The 16,962-nt window shown below is 61.8% G+C and carries 14 protein-coding genes and 2 pseudogenes; 9 read left to right on the top strand and 7 right to left on the bottom strand.

All coding sequences use genetic code 11. From position 1 onward, the window contains the following. Positions 1–1,406: 1,406 nt before the first annotated feature. From IVA92_RS05565 to IVA92_RS05555, 3 genes and pseudogenes are all read right to left on the bottom strand, one after another. Positions 1,407–1,682, bottom strand: a complete 276-nt coding sequence (locus IVA92_RS05565) for a hypothetical protein (protein WP_247281683.1) — start codon at positions 1,680–1,682, stop codon at positions 1,407–1,409. Positions 1,683–1,724: 42 nt separating this feature from the next. Next, complete coding sequence (locus tag IVA92_RS05560; RefSeq protein ID WP_247281682.1) at positions 1,725–2,150, bottom strand: DNA ligase; 426 nt, start codon at positions 2,148–2,150, stop codon at positions 1,725–1,727. A 189-nt stretch (positions 2,151–2,339) separates the two neighbouring features. After that, positions 2,340–2,576 (bottom strand): annotated as a pseudogene (locus IVA92_RS05555) (hypothetical protein); the annotation flags it as partial. A gap of 31 nt (positions 2,577–2,607) precedes the next feature. Between IVA92_RS05555 and IVA92_RS05550 the strand changes: the two are divergent. The 4 genes from IVA92_RS05550 (at position 2,608) to IVA92_RS05535 (ending at position 8,325) form a co-directional block, all read left to right on the top strand. Next, positions 2,608–2,841, top strand: coding sequence for a hypothetical protein (locus IVA92_RS05550; protein WP_247281681.1), 234 nt, complete (start codon positions 2,608–2,610; stop codon positions 2,839–2,841). A gap of 1,310 nt (positions 2,842–4,151) precedes the next feature. Next, entirely contained in the window at positions 4,152–5,843 is a 1,692-nt protein-coding gene (locus IVA92_RS05545) for an AIPR family protein (RefSeq protein WP_247281680.1), read from the top strand. Positions 5,844–5,974: 131 nt separating this feature from the next. Then, the gene (locus IVA92_RS05540) at positions 5,975–7,231 is read left to right on the top strand and encodes a serine hydrolase (protein ID WP_247281679.1); all 1,257 of its coding nucleotides are present in this window, start codon (positions 5,975–5,977) and stop codon (positions 7,229–7,231) included. Between the two features lie 212 nt (positions 7,232–7,443). After that, positions 7,444–8,325: an AraC family transcriptional regulator gene (locus IVA92_RS05535; protein WP_247281678.1), complete on the top strand. Its 882-nt coding sequence runs from the start codon at positions 7,444–7,446 to the stop codon at positions 8,323–8,325. Positions 8,326–8,487: 162 nt separating this feature from the next. On the opposite strand, the gene IVA92_RS05530 is transcribed toward IVA92_RS05535, so the two are convergent. After that, entirely contained in the window at positions 8,488–8,988 is a 501-nt protein-coding gene (locus IVA92_RS05530) for a peptide deformylase (RefSeq protein ID WP_247281677.1), read from the bottom strand. A gap of 8 nt (positions 8,989–8,996) precedes the next feature. Further along, positions 8,997–9,458: a cupin domain-containing protein gene (locus IVA92_RS05525; protein WP_247281676.1), complete on the bottom strand. Its 462-nt coding sequence runs from the start codon at positions 9,456–9,458 to the stop codon at positions 8,997–8,999. A gap of 382 nt (positions 9,459–9,840) precedes the next feature. On the opposite strand from IVA92_RS05525, the gene IVA92_RS05520 reads away from it, so the two are divergent. Continuing rightward, positions 9,841–11,061, top strand: coding sequence for an MFS transporter (locus IVA92_RS05520; protein ID WP_247281675.1), 1,221 nt, complete (start codon positions 9,841–9,843; stop codon positions 11,059–11,061). 21 nt (positions 11,062–11,082) lie between these two features. On the opposite strand, the gene IVA92_RS05515 is transcribed toward IVA92_RS05520, so the two are convergent. Both IVA92_RS05515 and IVA92_RS05510 read right to left on the bottom strand, forming a co-directional pair. Then, complete coding sequence (locus IVA92_RS05515) at positions 11,083–11,469, bottom strand: ester cyclase (protein ID WP_247281674.1); 387 nt, start codon at positions 11,467–11,469, stop codon at positions 11,083–11,085. Positions 11,470–11,525: 56 nt separating this feature from the next. Beyond that, the gene (locus tag IVA92_RS05510; protein ID WP_247281673.1) at positions 11,526–12,398 is read right to left on the bottom strand and encodes a bifunctional helix-turn-helix transcriptional regulator/GNAT family N-acetyltransferase; all 873 of its coding nucleotides are present in this window, start codon (positions 12,396–12,398) and stop codon (positions 11,526–11,528) included. 372 nt (positions 12,399–12,770) lie between these two features. Between IVA92_RS05510 and IVA92_RS05505 the strand changes: the two genes are divergently transcribed. The 4 genes and pseudogenes from IVA92_RS05505 to IVA92_RS35945 all read left to right on the top strand — a co-directional run bounded on the left by IVA92_RS05505 (position 12,771) and on the right by IVA92_RS35945 (position 16,914). Continuing rightward, positions 12,771–14,435, top strand: a complete 1,665-nt coding sequence (locus IVA92_RS05505; protein ID WP_247281672.1) for an acetolactate synthase large subunit — start codon at positions 12,771–12,773, stop codon at positions 14,433–14,435. 178 nt (positions 14,436–14,613) lie between these two features. Continuing rightward, entirely contained in the window at positions 14,614–14,961 is a 348-nt protein-coding gene (locus IVA92_RS05500; RefSeq protein ID WP_200454603.1) for a Lin0512 family protein, read from the top strand. A gap of 4 nt (positions 14,962–14,965) precedes the next feature. Beyond that, positions 14,966–15,658 carry a GNAT family N-acetyltransferase gene (locus IVA92_RS05495; RefSeq protein WP_247281671.1) on the top strand — a complete coding sequence of 231 codons (693 nt, stop codon included), beginning with the start codon at positions 14,966–14,968 and terminating at the stop codon, positions 15,656–15,658. Positions 15,659–15,727: 69 nt separating this feature from the next. Next, positions 15,728–16,914, top strand: a pseudogene (locus IVA92_RS35945) (serine hydrolase domain-containing protein). The last annotated feature ends 48 nt before the right edge of the window (positions 16,915–16,962 follow it).

Genomic DNA, 16,962 nt, shown 5'->3' with positions numbered 1-16,962 from the left:
GTGTCGCTTGATGTTCTCGGGTTGACGCTCCCCCTGGGCAGCGAGCTTAAGCACGCGCTCGGCGACCTCTATGGCGGATCGCTGCCGCTGAAGGGTGAACGACGGGCTGGAGAGAACTTCGTCGAGAACGTCGCGAAGCATCTGTACGGTGGCTGCGTCGTAAGCCATGAGCCAAGTCCCAAGATATTAAAAACGGTCCAAGCCCGAAATATGTGTCTCGGGAGCGCCTATTTTCTACCTGAGCACTGAAATCTCAGTTGGCAGTTATGATGCAACGTCTATGCCACAGCCTTATGACGGCTCGATCGCTCTGCCTGTGGCGCGCCGCTAGTGGCTCAGCTTGAGCTTATTTCCCTTTCGCCTTCAGCCCGATCTCGACGAGGCGGCGGATGGCTTCGGGTCGGCCGGGAAGGTCTTCCCGCTGGCGACGCCAATCATCTAATATTTTCAGCGCGCCAGGTCATGCGGACGTTCACCGCCTCGCTGTTTACTGGCGGCCGCCCCATCCTTTTCGGCTTTTTAGCAGAAAGAGCCGGATGAACACGTCGGGCAGGGTCCGTTGCTCGATTATCTGAGGAATCTGCGCGAGTCGATTGCCAGGTTCAAAGCCCCATGACAACTGGCCTCCGGGACTGGGGACGGGCAGGGACAAGATTGCCTAAGCCCGGTCCACCGGCCCGGGCTTTTCTCCATGGGCGCCGACAACGCAAGCCGGTTCTGCATGCACTGGAGGGCCCACGTTCGTGCGTGAGCACATCGCCCAAACCGCCCGTACGACACCGCCGCGTGATGAGAGGCGGGATTTGCGACGGGAGCCCGCCGGTTCACGCTGGCGGGCATTTTTTTGAGTTGTGCACACTAGTGAACATTAAACGCAGTGATTATTCTGCCACGATATCTGGCGTACTTTAAATCATTTTATTGGGTTGAGGGATAATGTTGAGTACCTTTGATCAGGTTGTTTTCCACCGCGCCATTTCACTGCAGAAGCGATTTGCATTTCTCGAAGGTCAGATGGCCGAATTGGCTAACCTGCGGAATCGACTGGCGCAGGCTGAGTTGCGGCGTTTTCGGTTGAGGGCGAGCCGGTCGGCTTTCAAGAAGGTGGCCCGACGCCGCACCTGTAGATAACCTTCCCTCTCAACCTACACAGAATTGCCAGGCTCCCGCTTCTAAGCCCAAGCTATGGGAACGCGTGGGTCGGGTGATTCATGGAGCGGAAGCCGTTTGAAAGCATGTCTCTCGAAGAACTGTGGCAACTGCACACGGTCGTCAATGATATTCTCGCCCAGCGGCTAGTGGCGAAGAAAGAAGAGCTCGAACGACGACTGGAGCTGCTTAACCGAGAATACAAGCCTCCGCAGTAAGCCGCCTCAGTGGCCCGCCGGTTCACGCGGGCGCGCCTTTCAATGCACTGTTGGCTCTTCTTCGATTTCCTGGCCGTGGAGGTGGGAGATCACCTCGCCCAGGTCGCGCATGTCCAGCATCTTTCCGCAGATCGGGCAGCGGATGAAATGGTCCCGTTCGGTCCGCGGCTGCCAGCCTGAAGGTTTACCGTCATCCGTCATAACTCCCGGCTCCATGGCAGGATGGCTGCGGTTCTTCACCTTGATCCAGTGTTTCTGCCGGCCGCCACAATACGGCCGATCGCAATGCTTGGAAACCAAGCCCTCGAGGCCCATACGGCACGCAGCGCGGTACAAGTCAGGTCCGATCTCGCCGCGCTAGAAAGGAGCCACGGTGATGCCGTCGGGTCGTTGCGCCAGTAGCCGCTCCAGCTTTGTCTTCCGCACATGCAGCGGCAAATCGCGTAGGTCGTCGCCACCCACTGCCAGCACGTCGAAAGCGTAGAGCTGGACTTCATGGTCGTGCCTGCGGGAGTGCAGGGCATTGAAATCAGAGATACCGTCCACTCCTAGGATCACGGCTTCACCATCGACCACGAAGTGCTTCTCTCGGTTTTTGAGCGCCGCCTCGGCGATCCAGGGATAGCGCTTGGTCCAGTCGGTCCCGTTGCGAGACAGCAGACGCACGCGCTTGTCCTCTCGAATGACCAGCATCCGATAGCCATCGTGCTTTACTTCATGGAACCAGTCGGGCCCTGAGGGGACCTGCTTGCCGGCGGTCGCCAGGCAGAGCTCGTACGCCATACGCATGGGCTAAAGATAAGGAATTTCGGAGCATTTTACGAGTCGGGAACAAGTGGCAATTGCGGAAATTGGGTCTCCGCTCCGGTGCCCCTAAGAGCTCCGGAGCAGACCCTAGCGGCCTCGGCTGCGCCCAGCGCTGAGGCCGCCCTTTTGTGGGCCACTGTCCAACAATCCCATCCTGGCGCAGGCTCATGCAGGCGGGGCGGGACGCTTCATTTCTGAATCGCAAAATTGGGGTGGTCTGCCACTTGAGAAATCGGGCCTGACCTCAGCTCCGCGGCTGCCGCATCCGCCGCAAACGAAACGGGGCTCGACGTCAGACAGGCGAACATCGTCCGGCCAGCGATCGGCGCTGAGCGAAACGTGACGGCCGCAGTGGCAATAGACCAGAACGCCGCGAAGGCCCATCTCGCGCATCTCGCCGAACTATCCAGCGCTGTATGCACTCTGGGAGGAGTTGTCTGATCGCCTCAATCGGGGTGATCTCTTCACCGACGCCGAATTTGCGGCGTGGGATGACGGGGCCCGGCCTCTGCTTTGTCCGAGTGAATTTGCCCGGTTTCAGAAACCGCTGCGGCCGAACATTCGGCTTGATGCCGACACAGTGCAATATGGGAGAATCTTTCACTTCATCAAAATTCTCTGGGCACGTCAGGGCGCGGAAAAGCTCATGAAGGATACAGGTTTTTGACCTGATCCTGATCCCCTGTTCTGCACAGGTAGAGATTGCCTACGCCCTCGACCGCGCAGGACCAACGTTAAGTGCATCGATCGTTCTCTGCAGCCGCGCAATCATCACGCGTTCGGACTCGATCCGAGCAGTGTCCGACGCCGCATCGCCAGATTCCAGGTGGCGGATGCGCTCCTGCGCCAGGTCAATCAGGTCTTGAAGTTGTTTCGTCCAAAATGCGGGCATGCGAAAAATCGATGTGGCGAATATGACCGTAGCGTCGCCTTGAGTCCTTGACAAAGTATTGCCAACGGGACGCCGAGACACCCGGGAAAATCCGGGGCCGTGCGAAAAGCAAAATGGCCGCCGATCGCTCGGCGGCCCACCGGAAGAACTATCCTTGCCGTGCTCAAATTCTCCAGCCCCGGTGCGGTCGGCAATCTAGCTGGAAGGTGCGCCGCACTCGATTCCAGTCGTCTACGCTGCGCCGCAAGTCGCATGAAGGTCCGCCTAATGGCGTGATTGACCTGATCCGCAACAAGTGAAGTCGTCCCCGCTAAGCGGCGTACAAGGGACAGTGCTTGCGATCGCGATGGGCTTCTCTGGATTTACGTTCGCGGCCGGGGCTCGGATGCGCAACTACGGTCGGGATGGTGTTGAGGCAACCGTTGCAAACACCGTAGCAATTTGTCCGAAGCCGAAGAAAAAGCCAGTTGGTTCAACGAGGTTGACAAGACACCCCTTCCGCCGACAAGAGGCCTCTCCTGACGAGAGCCAGGATCTTCAGTTCGTCGACAAATTCGGGCACTCCGCAAACTAGTGGTACGATCGCAACCGAGGTTCGCGGTGCTCAACCGAAAACTTGCGTTGGCGGCGGCGGGCGCAGAGCGAACTTTCGGTCGACAAAGCTCGAGCTGACAGAGAAGGTCGCTTCTGGCGCAAAGCAGGCCAGTATGGCTGGAGCGCAGCGGCAAGGGACGTGAGGGGCATTGAACGACCGGACAAGCGCGCTCCTGCTCTCTGACGGTATTTGAACCTGCGCCGAACCAGTGCGGTAATGGCAGCCTTGGGCACGCAGGCAGTGCTGATCAGTCAATTGACTCCGATAGGTAGCGAAATGGCCAAGATCGCGTACGGCTCGAATTTTTCTGTGAATTCAAGACCGAAAAATTGGAACGGCCGGACCGTCGGCATTTGTCCGTCAGCTCCAAGGATTTGTGCTTGGAAATCAACGCGAAAACATCTTCCCGAATGATTGAGTGGGAGTAGGGGGGCGAGTTGAGGCCAATGTGGTCTCGCCGGTGTTGAGGCGCTTTGAGGAGCAACAATAGATGCATAGAATTATAAAGGCGCATCTAAACAGTTTTGTTCAGAGTCAAGGACTCGAAGCGGACGAAGAATCAATTCAGTTTGAGAAGTTTGCGATCTACTGTGTTCTTTCGTCGCGCTATAGCGCTGCGTTCGATCTCGACGACATTTCCGCAGGGGCGGGCGAGGATGGGATCGATGGGGCCGCCATTGTCATTGATGAGATCGTTACAACTTCTAACGAAGACGCAAAGGACATTTTTTCTTCGTCTCGGCGAAACCACGACGTCGATGTTCAGTTTATTCAGGCTAAGCGGTCCGAAGGTTTCGATCTCGGTGATTTTCTCAAGTTCAAAGAGGCGATACTTCGTTTTGCGACTCAATCGCCCTACCTCGTAACTAATGATGTATTGATAGAGGCACGGCAAATCTTCGACGTTGTAGTCAACGAAGTGCCGAAAATTCGGAACGGCAAGCCTTCGTTGACTGCGCGCTTTGTCACGACCGGCCTTTATCAGAAACCAGCGGCCCTTGAGACCGCGTTAGCTGATTTTCAAATTCAGCTTAAAGAGCTTGGTTTGTTTCACGACATTGACGTCCGGTTTATCGACCGAGACGAACTCACACGAATGTGGGTGAGTACGTACTCCGGGATTGACGCGAGCTTGCCTGCTTTCAGTACAGCGGCCCTACCGAACATTGCCGGAATTGACGAAGCTTACTTGGCTGTGGTTCGGGCGAGCGACTTTGTAACTAACCTCCTTGTGTCGGACGATGGAAATTTGCGGACGCAGGTATTCGAGGAGAACGTCCGTTCGTTCCTCGGTCACGATAATCCGGTCAACCAATCCATCGCGGCAACTCTGGGATCAGAGGCGGCGAGCCGGTTTCCAGTATTGAACAACGGAATCACAATCGTCAGTCCCGATATCAAATTGCAGGGTACCACCCTGCATCTACGTAACTACCAGATCGTCAACGGATGTCAGACGTCCAACGTGCTCTTTGAAAATCGCAATGCGTTGGGCGACGTTATGGTCAACATCAAAGTGGTGAAGACGCAGCTTGAGGACGTTTTCTCTGAGCTAGTCCGTGCAACAAATAGTCAGACGAAAGTGGAGGATACGCAGTTCCTTTCATTGCGTCCAATAATCAAGCGAGTTGAGCAGTACTTCAACACTTACGATGGCATGGAGAGTCGGCTTCATCTCGAACGGCGAGATCGCCAGTACGTCGGACAAGATATCCCGGCAACGAGAATCTTTTCTCTTCACAATGCCGCGAAGTGTGTGGCGGCAATGTTTTGCAATCGGCCCGAACTGGCTGCCCGATATCCGAAACAGATGTACGAAGAGCTGACGAAATCTATTTTTGCCGACGAGACGAAGGAGTCGGTCTTTTATGCATCGTGTTTGACCATGTACCGTTTCAATCTGCTTGTTTCGAACAGCACCATTCCACAGAACATGAAACGCTTTAAATGGCACATGTTGCCACTGGTTCGCGCGATCGTAAGTAGTAAAACTGTCCCACAGCTAAACTCTAAGCGAGCGGAAGTGGAAGCGGCCCAAATCATTGGGGCGATGGGCCAGCATGGTCAGCCAGCGACTTTGGTTTTCAATAAGGTCGTGGAAATTTATCAGGCCTTAGGAGAGGTATCTCTAGACCGATTGAAGCGCCAGACCATCTTAAACGAGGCCCTTTCGATGGTGTGACTCGGTCCTGTGCTCGAGCTGTTTCGAGACTTGCCGTAGTCCTGATCTCGCGCAGGTGCCCAGCGCTGGCGTCCGATGTGTGTTGCGCTCCGCCATGATACAACACTGCACCGCCCTCCGGAGCTGTGTTTATGTCGACCGCCGCCACCGCTCAACCTCCCACGACGCCCACCTCCACCGACCCCGAAACCCTCGGCTGGATGCGTGGTTTTCCGCCGCCGCCCGACCGCACCATTACCTTCCAGGACGGCTCGTTCCGCAGCTTCCCCGAACTGCGCTGGGCCTGGAGCAACATCCGCCAGCTGGTGCCGACGGTGAACGTCTGGCGCGGGGCGGGGCCGGCGTCGGTGCTGCCGCGGGAGGACCATGACATCGGCGCGGTCGCCTCGATTACGATGGACGGCCGCCCGCTTACGTTCGCAAAAATGCTGGAGGAGACCTACACCGACGGCATCGCGGTGCTGCATCGGGGCAAGCTGATTTATGAGCGCTATTTCGGTGCCTTGAAGCCGCACAAACCGCATATCGCGATGTCGGTGACGAAGTCGTTCACCGGCGTGCTGGCGGGCATGCTGGTCGCCGAGGGCAAGATCGATCCGCAGGCGCCCGTCACGGATTATGTGCCGGAGCTGAAGGCAAGCGCGTTCGCCGACGCGCGCGTGCACGAGGTCATGGATATGACCACGGGGCTCGCATACACGGAGGTCTACACCGACAAGAATTCGGATGTGTGGGGATTGCGACGTGCGAACGGCATGGCGCCGATCCCGCCGGGTTATGACGGCGCGACCACGATCTTCGATTTCCTCATCGCGCAGAAGAAGCAGGGCGAGCACGGCAAGGCCTTTGCCTACAAGACGATCAACACCGACGTGCTGGCCTGGATTTGCCGCCGCGTCAGCGGCATGACGCTGTCCGATCTTCTCTCCGAGCGCATCTGGCAGCCGATGGGTGCAGAGGAGGACGCGCATTATCACGTCGACCGCATCGGCACCGAGAGCGGCGGTGGCGGTCTCTCCACGACACTGCGCGATCTCGCCCGCTTCGGCGAGACCATGCGCAATCACGGCCGCTTCAACGGCCGCCAGATCGTGCCTTCGTCTGTGGTCGAGGACATCGCGCGCGGCGGCGATCCCCAGAAATTCAAGCCGGCCGGCTACACCACGCTGCCGGGCGCCTCCTACCGCAATCAATGGTGGGTCAGCCACAATGCCCACGGCGCCTATATGGCGCGCGGCGTCCACGGCCAGGGCATCTACATCGATCCCAAAGCCGAAATGGTGATCGCCCGCTATGCCTCGCATCCCATGGCGGGCAACGCCGCCAACGATCCCGTGACACTGCCGGCCTACATGGCGCTGGCGAAGGAGCTGATGGCGGGCGGGTAGGGTGGCCGAGGCGCCCGTTCGCGCCACACGCTCGGTGTTATCGTCCGACTTGATTGGGTGATCCAGTATCCAGAGACGATCATGATTGAACCGAGAGGCCGCGGCGTACTGGGTCGCCCGGTCGAGCCGGGCGACGACAGTACAAACCGCAAGATCGGTCGAGCACGCCATGGCCGTCCGCAGCTAACTGGAGCCGCCACGGAGGAAGGACGATGAAGGCGGCGCTGCAAACCTATCAGGACCGGATGCGACGGGTGTTGGACCATATCGACCGGCATCTCGACCATGATCTGGACCTCGACACGTTGAGCGGTGTTGCGGCCTTCTCGAAATTTCATTTCCACCGGCAGTTTTCGGCGACCTTCGGGCTGTCCGTGCATCGCTATGTCCAGCTCGCCCGCATGAAGCGCGCTTCGCATCAGCTCGCCTACACGGACGCGCAGAGAGTCACGGACATCGCGATCGAGGCCGGCTACGACGCACCGGACGCCTTCGCCCGCGCCTTTCGGCAACGGTTCGGGCAATCGCCGTCGTCGTTCCGGAAATCTCCCGACTGGGAACCGTGGCTTGCGGCCTTCGGGCCTCTCGACAACGCGAGGAGCAAGCTCATGCAGACGACCTTTACCCGTGACGACGTGACGATCCGCGATGTGCCCACCACGAAGGTGGCGATCATGGAGCATCGAGGCGACCCGGCAACGCTACAAGCTACCCTCCAGCGCTTCATCGCGTGGCGCAAGGCAGCGGGCCTGCACCCCAGGACAAATCCGACCTTCAACGTCTGGCGCTCCGAACGGCGTCCTGCCTCGCCCGCCGACTACAGCGTGGACCTTTGCGTCGGTACCGACCGGGCGATCGTGGCCAATGGCGAAGGGATCAAGGCCGGCGAGATCCCCGGCGGCCGCTGCGCCGTGCTGCGCGTGGTCGGCTACACCAACAATCTGGAGCCCGCCGCGCTCTATCTTTATCGCGACTGGCTTCCGGCCAGCGGCGAGGAAGCGCGCGACTTCCCGATCTATTGCCAGCGGCTGAGCTTCTTCCCGGAGGTGCCGGAGCATGAGACGGTCGCGGAGCTCTTTCTGCCGCTGAAATAGGTCCTCGGACCGCGGCCTGTCCCAGCCGATCGCGAGCAACGGAGAGGCCGTTATCCACGACCGCCGGGCCATGACTGTTCATGTGAATGAGCATCAGCGAACTGAAGCAGATCAGGCTACTGCGCGCAGGGGATTGAACCTCATCGCCGCCCCGGCGACGCCTCAACTTCGCGACATCTTCTCGAACCGCTTCACCAGTCGCTCCCGCTTCAGCCGCGACAGCCGCTGGATCCAGAACATGCCGTCGAGTTGGTCGATCTCGTGCTGGTGGCACACCGCGCGCAGGCCGTCCGATTCCTCGGTTCGTGTGTTGCCGTCGAGATCCTGATAGCTGATCCGCACGCGCGCGTGGCGCTGGACCTCGTCGTTGACGCCGGGCATCGAGACGCTGCCTTCGCGATGCAGGATCATCTCGGGCGAGGCCCATTCAATGACCGGATTGACATAGGTGAGCGGGCCGTCGTCCCTGGCGTCGAGCTCGAGCACCACGACGCGCAAGGGCACTCCGATATGCGGCGCGGTGATGCCGATGCCCGGTGCGGCGCGCATCGTGTCGAGCAAGTCGTGCGCAAGTTCGCGCAAGCCGTCGTCGAACGCGGTCACGGGGCGCGCTGGCGTCGCGAGTCGGCGGTCGGGGTAGCGGAGGAGGGGGCGGATGGTCATGCAGGGCATCACGCGTCCGGATACGGCGTGCCGTCCTTGTGCAGGAAGCGGCCGTCGGATGCCGGGCTCATCATGTCGATGTCGGAGCAGGTGATGAGGTCGTCTTGCGAGCGCGAGCCGATTTCGAGATAGACCGCCGTCGCATTCGACCTGTTGATCATGTGATGGCCGTTGCCGCTTGCCTTGGGAAAGGCGGCGCAATCGCCCGCGCGCAGCACGGTTTCGCCGTCGTTCTCGATCAGCGTCACTTCGCCTTCCAGCACATAGACGAATTCGTCCTCGTGCGAATGCCAGTGCCGCTGGCTCGACCAACCGCCCGGCGGCAGGCGCATCAGGTTGACGCCGAAATCCGACAGGCCTCCGGCATCACCGAGCCGCTGCCGGATGCGGTCGGCGCATGGGGTGCTGAAGGGCGCCGGATAGCCGGAACCCTTGCGGGCCGGCGTCCTGGCGAGGTCAATCTTGGGCATGGACGGGTTCCCTGCATTTCAGCGCGCCGATGGAGGAGCACATCGCGACGCATCGTCGGACACAGCCGCACGCGGCGCGGCGAGCGTCTGGAGAGCGGACGGACGAATGGTCACGATCGCAATCGTGGACCAGGTCAGGATCAGTGGGATGATGCCATTGTGCAGCTGTTTTGCCCGACGAGTCAAATTGCGGCTCGCGCATCGTGAGGTGCCAGCACCCTAAGTCGTTGATCTTGCAGCACCCGGCTACTGTGCATGGGGTTGTTTTCGCGACTTTTAATTGGCAGATCACAAAACGTGCCGCAAAATTTTACGTCGGCTTGTCGACCCCGGCTGTTCCCATTCGTCTTCCACGCAAGACAGACCTGAACGGGAGACCCAAATGACCCAATCCCCCTATCGCTGGGTGATCGTCGCCGCCGGCGGCCTGCTCGGCTGCGTCGCGATCGGCGGCATGTTTTCGCTGCCGGTGTTCCTGCAGCCGATCGCGAAGGACACCGGCTGGTCGGTGACCGGCATCTCCAGCGCGATGACGATCGGCTTTCTGGCAATGGCCTTCACCAGCATGGCCTGGGGCACGCTGACGGATCGATTCGGGCCGCGGCCGGTGGTGCTGACGGGATCGACCGTGCTGGCGCTGAGCCTGTTCGCCGCGAGCCATGCGACCTCGCTGATCGTTTTCCAGTTTGTGTTCGGGCTCCTGGTCGGGGCGGCCTGCGCGGCGATCTTCGCGCCGATGATGGCGACCGTGACCGGCTGGTTCGAGACCCATCGCAGCCTCGCCGTGTCGCTGGTGTCGGCTGGCATGGGCATGGCGCCGATGACGATGGCGCCGTTCGCGGCCTGGCTCGTTTCCGGCCACGATTGGCGGACCTCGATGCAGATTGTCGCCCTGGTGGTCGGCGCCATCATGATCCCGGTCTCGTTCCTGGTGCGCCGTCCGCCGGCGCTCGCGCACGCGGCCGCCGCACCAACGGGCGAGGGGGCCGGGCAGGGCGAGCTGTCGATGGGCGAGGCATTGCGCTCGCCGCAATTTTTGATCCTGCTCGCCACCAACTTCTTCTGCTGCGCCACCCATTCCGGTCCGATCATCCACACCGTCAGCTATGCCGTGAGCTGCGGCATTCCGCTGGTCGCGGCAGTGACGATCTACAGCATCGAGGGTTTTGCCGGCCTGGGCGGCCGCATCGCCTTCGGCGTGCTCGGCGACCGCTTCGGCGCCAAGCGGGTGCTGGTCTCCGGCCTCCTGCTCCAGGCGTTCGGTGCGCTCGCCTACGTCTTCGCGCATCAGCTCACGACGTTCTACGCGGTCGGCGCCGTCTTCGGTTTCATCTATGCCGGCACCATGCCGCTCTACGCCGTGCTCATCCGCGAGAACTTTCCGCTCAAGATGATGGGCACGGTGATCGGCGGCACGGCGATGGCCGGCAGCCTCGGCATGGCAACCGGTCCGCTCGCCGGCGGCCTGATCTACGACGCGTTCTCGAGCTATGCCTGGCTCTATATCGCCTCCTGGGCGATGGGTCTCGGGGCCTTCCTGATGGCAATGACGTTCCGCCCGTTCGCAAAGCCGCAAGGCGAGGTGGCAGCGGCGCCGGCATAAGTTCGTGATCGAGGCGCAGCATCAGAGCTGCGCCTCGATCGCCGCCTTGTCGATCACCGACCAGACCTGCCGGATCTTTCCATTGTGAAACGCGTAGAAGACGTGCTCGCAAAAGGACACGCGCCTGCCGTTCACCTCGAGTCCCAGGAATTGTCCGACCGGCGCGCAGTCGAATGCCAGCCGGCACGCGATGGTGGGCGGATCTGAGGTCAGCAGCGCGATGTTGAAACGCTGATCCGGGATGTCGCGAAAGTCCTGCTCCAACATCGCACGATAGCCAGACAGGCCGAGCGGGCGGCCGTTGTGGACGACATCGTCATGCACGAACTGGCCGAGGCCCGGCCAGTCCTGCCGGTTCAGGCAGGCGATGTAATTGCGATAGCGGTCGGCGAGATCGGCGCTGTTCATCGTGAAGCTCCATGCTGCAAGGATAACGCGGCAGGAGGCGAATTCGCCTCGCGGCGTCACAGCCGCTTTTCGAAGAACAGATCGGGATAGGGATCGTCGTTGAAGCGAGGAATCTCGCGCCAGCCGGTGCTGCGGTAAAGCTGGCCGGCCTCGGGCAGCGCGCTGTTGGTGTCCAGCCGCAGCAGCCTGATGCCGAGCTCGCGCGCAGCATCTTCGGTCGCATCCATCAGGCGGCGGCCGAGCCGCAATCCGCGCGCGGCGGGCGCAACCCACAGCCGCTTGATCTCGGCATAGCCGTGATCGGTGCCCTTCAGCCCGACGCAGCCGATCGGCAGCGTGTCCGAGATCGCAACGATGAATGTGCCGCGCGGCCGGCGCATGTCCTTGGCATCGGGATCACGCGAGCGCGACACGTCGAAGCCCTGCTTGAAGCGGCGCCCGAGCTCGGCATAGTACTCGCCGAGGCAATAGCGGGCCTCCGCGCCTTGCGGGTCCATCTCGTTCAGCGTGACACGCTCGCGCGTCAGCGCGGAGGCGATCAGGTCCATCGCCGCCAGCAGCGCCTCGGCTTGCGAGTGTTGCGCGAGGATGCCGTCCGCCTGCGCGTTCGACAGCGCCTCATAGGCTGCGAACTCGCGCCGGCCCGCGCGCGTGAGCTTTGCCATGCGCCGGCGCGCATCGTCCTCGCGCGCATTGGTCTCGATCAGCCCTTCGTCCTCGAGGCTGCGAAGCAGCCGGCTCATCAATCCGGAATCAAGACCGAGATAGTCGCGGATTTCCGCCACGTCCGAGCGGCCGTGGCCGATCGCGTTGAGCACCCGCGCCGCGCCAAGCGGCCGGCCGCGGCCCAGGAACGAGGTATCCAGTGCACCGACAGCGGAAGTGACGGCGCGGTTGAAGCGGCGGACGCGGGAGACGGGGTCGAGCATGATGTCTGACTTTAGTCAGGTATCTCCTGCTGTCAATCGCTTTGGGCAGGTCAAGAGGTCCTCGCATGGCGCAGATCGCAACCGCGCTTCCCTTGCGCCGGCCGACGGGAGATCGCCGCGGCGATGCCGCGGGAGCCGCCGGTCACGCGTGCTACACCGCGGCCGGGACACGCGAGAGGTGGAGGCTGTCGCTCCACACTCTCTCAGTGCGAGCGCAGGAAATGGATCCGGGAGAGACGCTGGATTGCTTCGCTGCGCGCGCAATGACGAGGCTGGAGCTCTCGCGCGCCTCTTTGTGAGTTGTGCCCGTGCCGCGAGCCGCTACCATGCGGCCGCTCCCGGAGCGTGGGACGTGCAGCAAGCGGAGACCACATGAGCGGACAGGACCACAAAGTCAAAGGATCGGACTTGTTTGTCGCCGCGCTGGAGAACGAGGGCGTCGACCGCATCTTCGGTGTCCCCGGTGAGGAGAATCTCGACCTCGTCGAATCGCTCCGCACCTCAAGGATCGAGCTGATCCTGACGCGCCACGAGCAGGCCGCCGCCTTCATGGCTGCCACGCATGGGCGGCTGACCGGCAGGCCCGGCGTGTGTCTGTCGACGCTTGGACCTGGCGCACTTAATCTGTCCACCGGCGCGGCCTATGCGCATCTCGGTGCGATGCCGATGATCCTGATCACCGGTCAGAAGCCGATCATGAGCAGCCGGCAGGCGCGCTTCCAGATCGTCGACGTGGTTGCGACCATGAAGCCGCTGACGAAGCTGTCACGGCAGATCGTCAGCGCTTCCAGCATCCCGACCGTGGTGCGCGACGCCTTTCGCGTCGCGATGGAAGAACGGCCCGGGCCGGTTCATCTCGAATTGCCAGAAGATATCGCGGGCGACGAAGTATCCGCCGTCCCGGTGATCCCTGTCCATCCGATCGAAATTCCGGTCGCCCATCGTGCCGCACTCGACCGTGCCGCCGAGATGATCCTGGCTGCAAAGCGTCCGCTGGTGATGATGGGCGCTGCGACCAGCCGGCCGCGGTCGACGCATGGCATCGCAAGCTTCGTGCGGCGGACCGGCATTCCCTTCTTCACCACGCAGATGGGCAAGGGCACCGTGCCCGGCGGCACCAACCTCTATATGGGGACCGCCGCGCTGTCCGAACGCGACTACGTTCATGACGCGATCGATGCCGCCGACCTGATCGTCGCGATCGGCCACGACCCCATCGAGAAGCCACCCTTCATCATGGGGCCGGCGGGGCCGAAGGTGATTCACGTGAGCTATACACCGGCGAGCGTGGAGCTGGTCTATTTTCCAGACGCCGAGGTCGTCGGCGACGTCGGCCCGAGCCTGGAGCTGCTCGCCGATCGGCTCGAAGGCAAGCTGCCGCAGGCGGCGGCGCTTTTGCCGCTACGCGAAGAGATTCTCAGGCACATCGCCGATCGCGCCACCGAGGCGCGCTGGCCGCCGACACCGCAGCGGATCGTGCACGACATCCGCCAGGTGATTCCGGAGAACGGCATCGTCGCGCTCGACAACGGCATGTACAAGATCTGGTTCGCGCGCAACTACCGCACTCGCGTTGCCAACACGCTGCTGCTCGACAATGCGCTGGCGACGATGGGTGCCGGCCTGCCGTCGGCAATGATGGCCGCGATGCTCCATCCGGACCGCCGTGTGCTCGCGGTCGCCGGCGATGGCGGCTTCATGATGAACAGCCAGGAGCTGGAGAGTGCCGTCCGTCTCAAGCTCAATCTCGTCGTGCTGGTGCTCGAGGACAACGCCTACGGCATGATCCGCTGGAAGCAGGCGGTAGATCATTTTGCCGATTACGGCATGACCTTTGGAAATCCGGACTTTGTCGTCTATGCCAAGGCCTACGGCGCCAAGGGGCATCGCATCGTGAGCATCGACAGCTTCGGCCCGACGCTGGAGGCGGCCTTCAAGGAGGGCGGCGTGCACCTCGTCTCGATTCCGATCGATTATTCGGAGAACGTGCGGGTGCTGGTCGACGAGCTGCGGGCGCATGAAAAGTCAAAGGCGTAAGTGTGTTCGACACTTCGCCACACCCGTCATTGCGAGCGCAGCGAAGCAATCCAGAGCCGTTCCGCAGAGGCAGTCTGGATTGCTTCGTCGCTTCGCTCCTCGCAATGACGGGGTATGCCGACCAGCCCGAATGCGATAACAACTTGCGGCAACATCCAACCAACCACAGGAATATGAAATGACCCGAGTTCGTTGTGTCACCGAGATGGGCATGGGCGTCGACGTCCACGGCAGGGATGCCACCAAGGCGGCGAAACGTGCGGTGTCGGACGCGATCAGGCATTCGAGCCTCGGCTTTTTTCGGATGATCGGGAAGACCGCGAACGACATGTTTGTCGACGTCACGATCGCCGTGCCCAATCCGGAAGCCGTCGACAAGGAAGCCGTCGCCAAGGAGCTGCCTTACGGCACAGTGACTGTCAACGCAGTCAAGGGCGGGCTGGAGATTCCCTCGGCCACGGAAGTGGCCAACGACCCCATCCTCATCGCCAATGCGGCCGTGATCGTCAGCTTCGACAAGGACTAGGCCGGTGTCCGACAGCGATATGGCGCTGCTGGATCGTCCGATCTGGAGCGCTCTGACAACGCGTCAGAAGCATCTGGCCGAAGGCGGCCCGCGGGCGCTGCGCTATCCCGTGGACATGACGCCGTTTGCCGACATGATCGACCTGTCCGCGGCAAGCTTTGCTGCGCTCGGTGATCTCATGACGGGATCGCAAGTCGCTGCGCTGTTTACGCCGGAGCCGGTCGACGTGCCCGCCGGCTTCAAGGTCGTGCTCGCCGAGACCGGCGAGCAGATGATCGGATCGCCCGCCGACAGCCCGCTCCGCGATGCCGAGATCGTCACGCTGGGACCCGCCGACGTGCCCGCCATGATGGCGCTGACAGAGCTGACCAAGCCGGGCCCGTTCGCGCTGCGCACGCACGAACTGGGGACGTTCTTCGGCATCCGTGCCGGCGGCGAGCTGGTTGCCATGGCCGGCGAGCGGATGAAGCCAGGCAATTTCACGGAAATGACGGCCGTGTGCGTGCATCCTGATCATCGCGGCCGCGGCTATGCGCAGGCGCTGCTCGCGGCGGTCGCGCGGCAGATCGAGGCGCGCGGCGAAATTCCTTTCCTGCACGTATTTTCGAACAACGCGTCCGCCATCGCGCTCTATCAGCGGCAGGGCATGCGGATTCGCCGTCGCCTGCACGTGACGGCGCTGATGAAGCAGGAATGAGCTGCGCCGCGGGCTTCATATCCGGCGAATTCGCGCTATATCGTTCCCAACCATAATTTGAGGAAACACATGGACGCCAGGACACCTGATTTTTCCGCCGCGCGGACGGCGATGCAGCGCTACGTCGATCAGGAGATCATCCCCGGTGCATCTTGGGCTGTGCTGCGGGGGCGCGATGTCGTCGACCAGCAATGCGTCGGCTTTGCCGACCGCGAGGCCAACACCGCGCTTCGGCCCGACCACATTTTTCGTGCATTTTCCAATACAAAGATCTTCGTCACCTGCGCCATCATGCTGCTGGTGGAGGAGGGCCGCGTCGGGCTCGATGATCCCGTCGAGAAATTTCTGCCGCAGCTCGGCCATCGCACGGTGTTGAAGCCGGGGGCTGCGAGCCTTGCCGATGTCGAGCCGGCGAGGGGCCCGATCACGATCCGACAGCTGCTGACCCACACGTCCGGGCTCAGCTACGGCATCTTCGATCCGGGCACGGTGCTGTTCAAAGGCTACAACGAGGCGCGCGTGCTCAATCCGCTGACGCCGCTCGCCGACATGATCGACCGGCTTGCCGATCTGCCCTTGTCCTATCATCCCGGCACCGCTGGGAATATTCGGTGGCGACCGACGTGCTCGGCCGCGTCGTCGAGGTCGTCTCCGGCCAGCAGTTCGACGCTTTCCTCAAGGCGCGCATCTTCGATCCGCTCGGCATGACCGATACAGGCTTCTATGTGCCGGAAGCGCAGCAGGGCAGGCTGGTGGCACTCTATAACGGCGCTGATGTGCTCGATCCCATGAAGCCCGGCCTCACGCGGGCCGACCATCTGCCTTATTCGCAGGCCTATCGGCGGCCGTTGCCGCGGCTGTCCGGCGGCGGCGGTCTGGTCTCGACCTTGCCCGACATGCTGGCGCTGGTGCGCGCGTTGCTGCCCGGTTCTGATGCGCTGCTGAAGCCGGAGACGCTGCGGCTGATGATGACGAACCAGCTGCCCGCTGGCCAGACCATCCGCTTCGCCAATCTCGGGCCGATCCCCGGCAAGGGGTTCGGTCTCGGTGGCGCCGTCACCTTCGCGCCGACGCCGTTTGATCCGCCGAACTCGACCGGTGAATTCCAGTGGGGCGGGCTTGCAGGCACCCATTGGTGGATCTGCCCTGACGCCAACACCGCCGGCGTGCTGATGGCCCAGCGCTACATGGGGTTCTGGAATCCCTTTTTCTTCGAGTTCAAGCGTCTGGCCTATCAGGCGGTCGGCGCGACATGACGAGAGTTCGGCCTGGCTCGTCGGCTGTGCCAGACACAAGGTGAGCCG

Source organism: Bradyrhizobium sp. 154 (assembly GCF_023073875.1).
In the GTDB taxonomy this organism is placed as follows: Bacteria; Pseudomonadota; Alphaproteobacteria; order Rhizobiales; family Xanthobacteraceae; genus Bradyrhizobium.
This window is presented reverse-complemented; position numbering and strand designations above follow the sequence as displayed.

Bases quoted from the DNA above. Each gene is read 5' to 3' on its own strand.
- IVA92_RS05565 (WP_247281683.1), bottom strand. From the start codon at position 1,682: ATGGGCCTCGAGGGCTTGGTTTCCAAGCATTGCGATCGGCCGTATTGT.
- IVA92_RS05560 (WP_247281682.1), bottom strand. From the start codon at position 2,150: ATGGCGTACGAGCTCTGCCTGGCGACCGCCGGCAAGCAGGTCCCCTCA.
- IVA92_RS05545 (WP_247281680.1), top strand. From the start codon at position 4,152: ATGCATAGAATTATAAAGGCGCATCTAAACAGTTTTGTTCAGAGTCAA.
- IVA92_RS05540 (WP_247281679.1), top strand. From the start codon at position 5,975: ATGTCGACCGCCGCCACCGCTCAACCTCCCACGACGCCCACCTCCACC.
- IVA92_RS05535 (WP_247281678.1), top strand. From the start codon at position 7,444: ATGAAGGCGGCGCTGCAAACCTATCAGGACCGGATGCGACGGGTGTTG.
- IVA92_RS05530 (WP_247281677.1), bottom strand. From the start codon at position 8,988: ATGACCATCCGCCCCCTCCTCCGCTACCCCGACCGCCGACTCGCGACG.
- IVA92_RS05525 (WP_247281676.1), bottom strand. From the start codon at position 9,458: ATGCCCAAGATTGACCTCGCCAGGACGCCGGCCCGCAAGGGTTCCGGC.
- IVA92_RS05520 (WP_247281675.1), top strand. From the start codon at position 9,841: ATGACCCAATCCCCCTATCGCTGGGTGATCGTCGCCGCCGGCGGCCTG.
- IVA92_RS05515 (WP_247281674.1), bottom strand. From the start codon at position 11,469: ATGAACAGCGCCGATCTCGCCGACCGCTATCGCAATTACATCGCCTGC.
- IVA92_RS05510 (WP_247281673.1), bottom strand. From the start codon at position 12,398: ATGCTCGACCCCGTCTCCCGCGTCCGCCGCTTCAACCGCGCCGTCACT.
- IVA92_RS05505 (WP_247281672.1), top strand. From the start codon at position 12,771: ATGAGCGGACAGGACCACAAAGTCAAAGGATCGGACTTGTTTGTCGCC.
- IVA92_RS05500 (WP_200454603.1), top strand. From the start codon at position 14,614: ATGACCCGAGTTCGTTGTGTCACCGAGATGGGCATGGGCGTCGACGTC.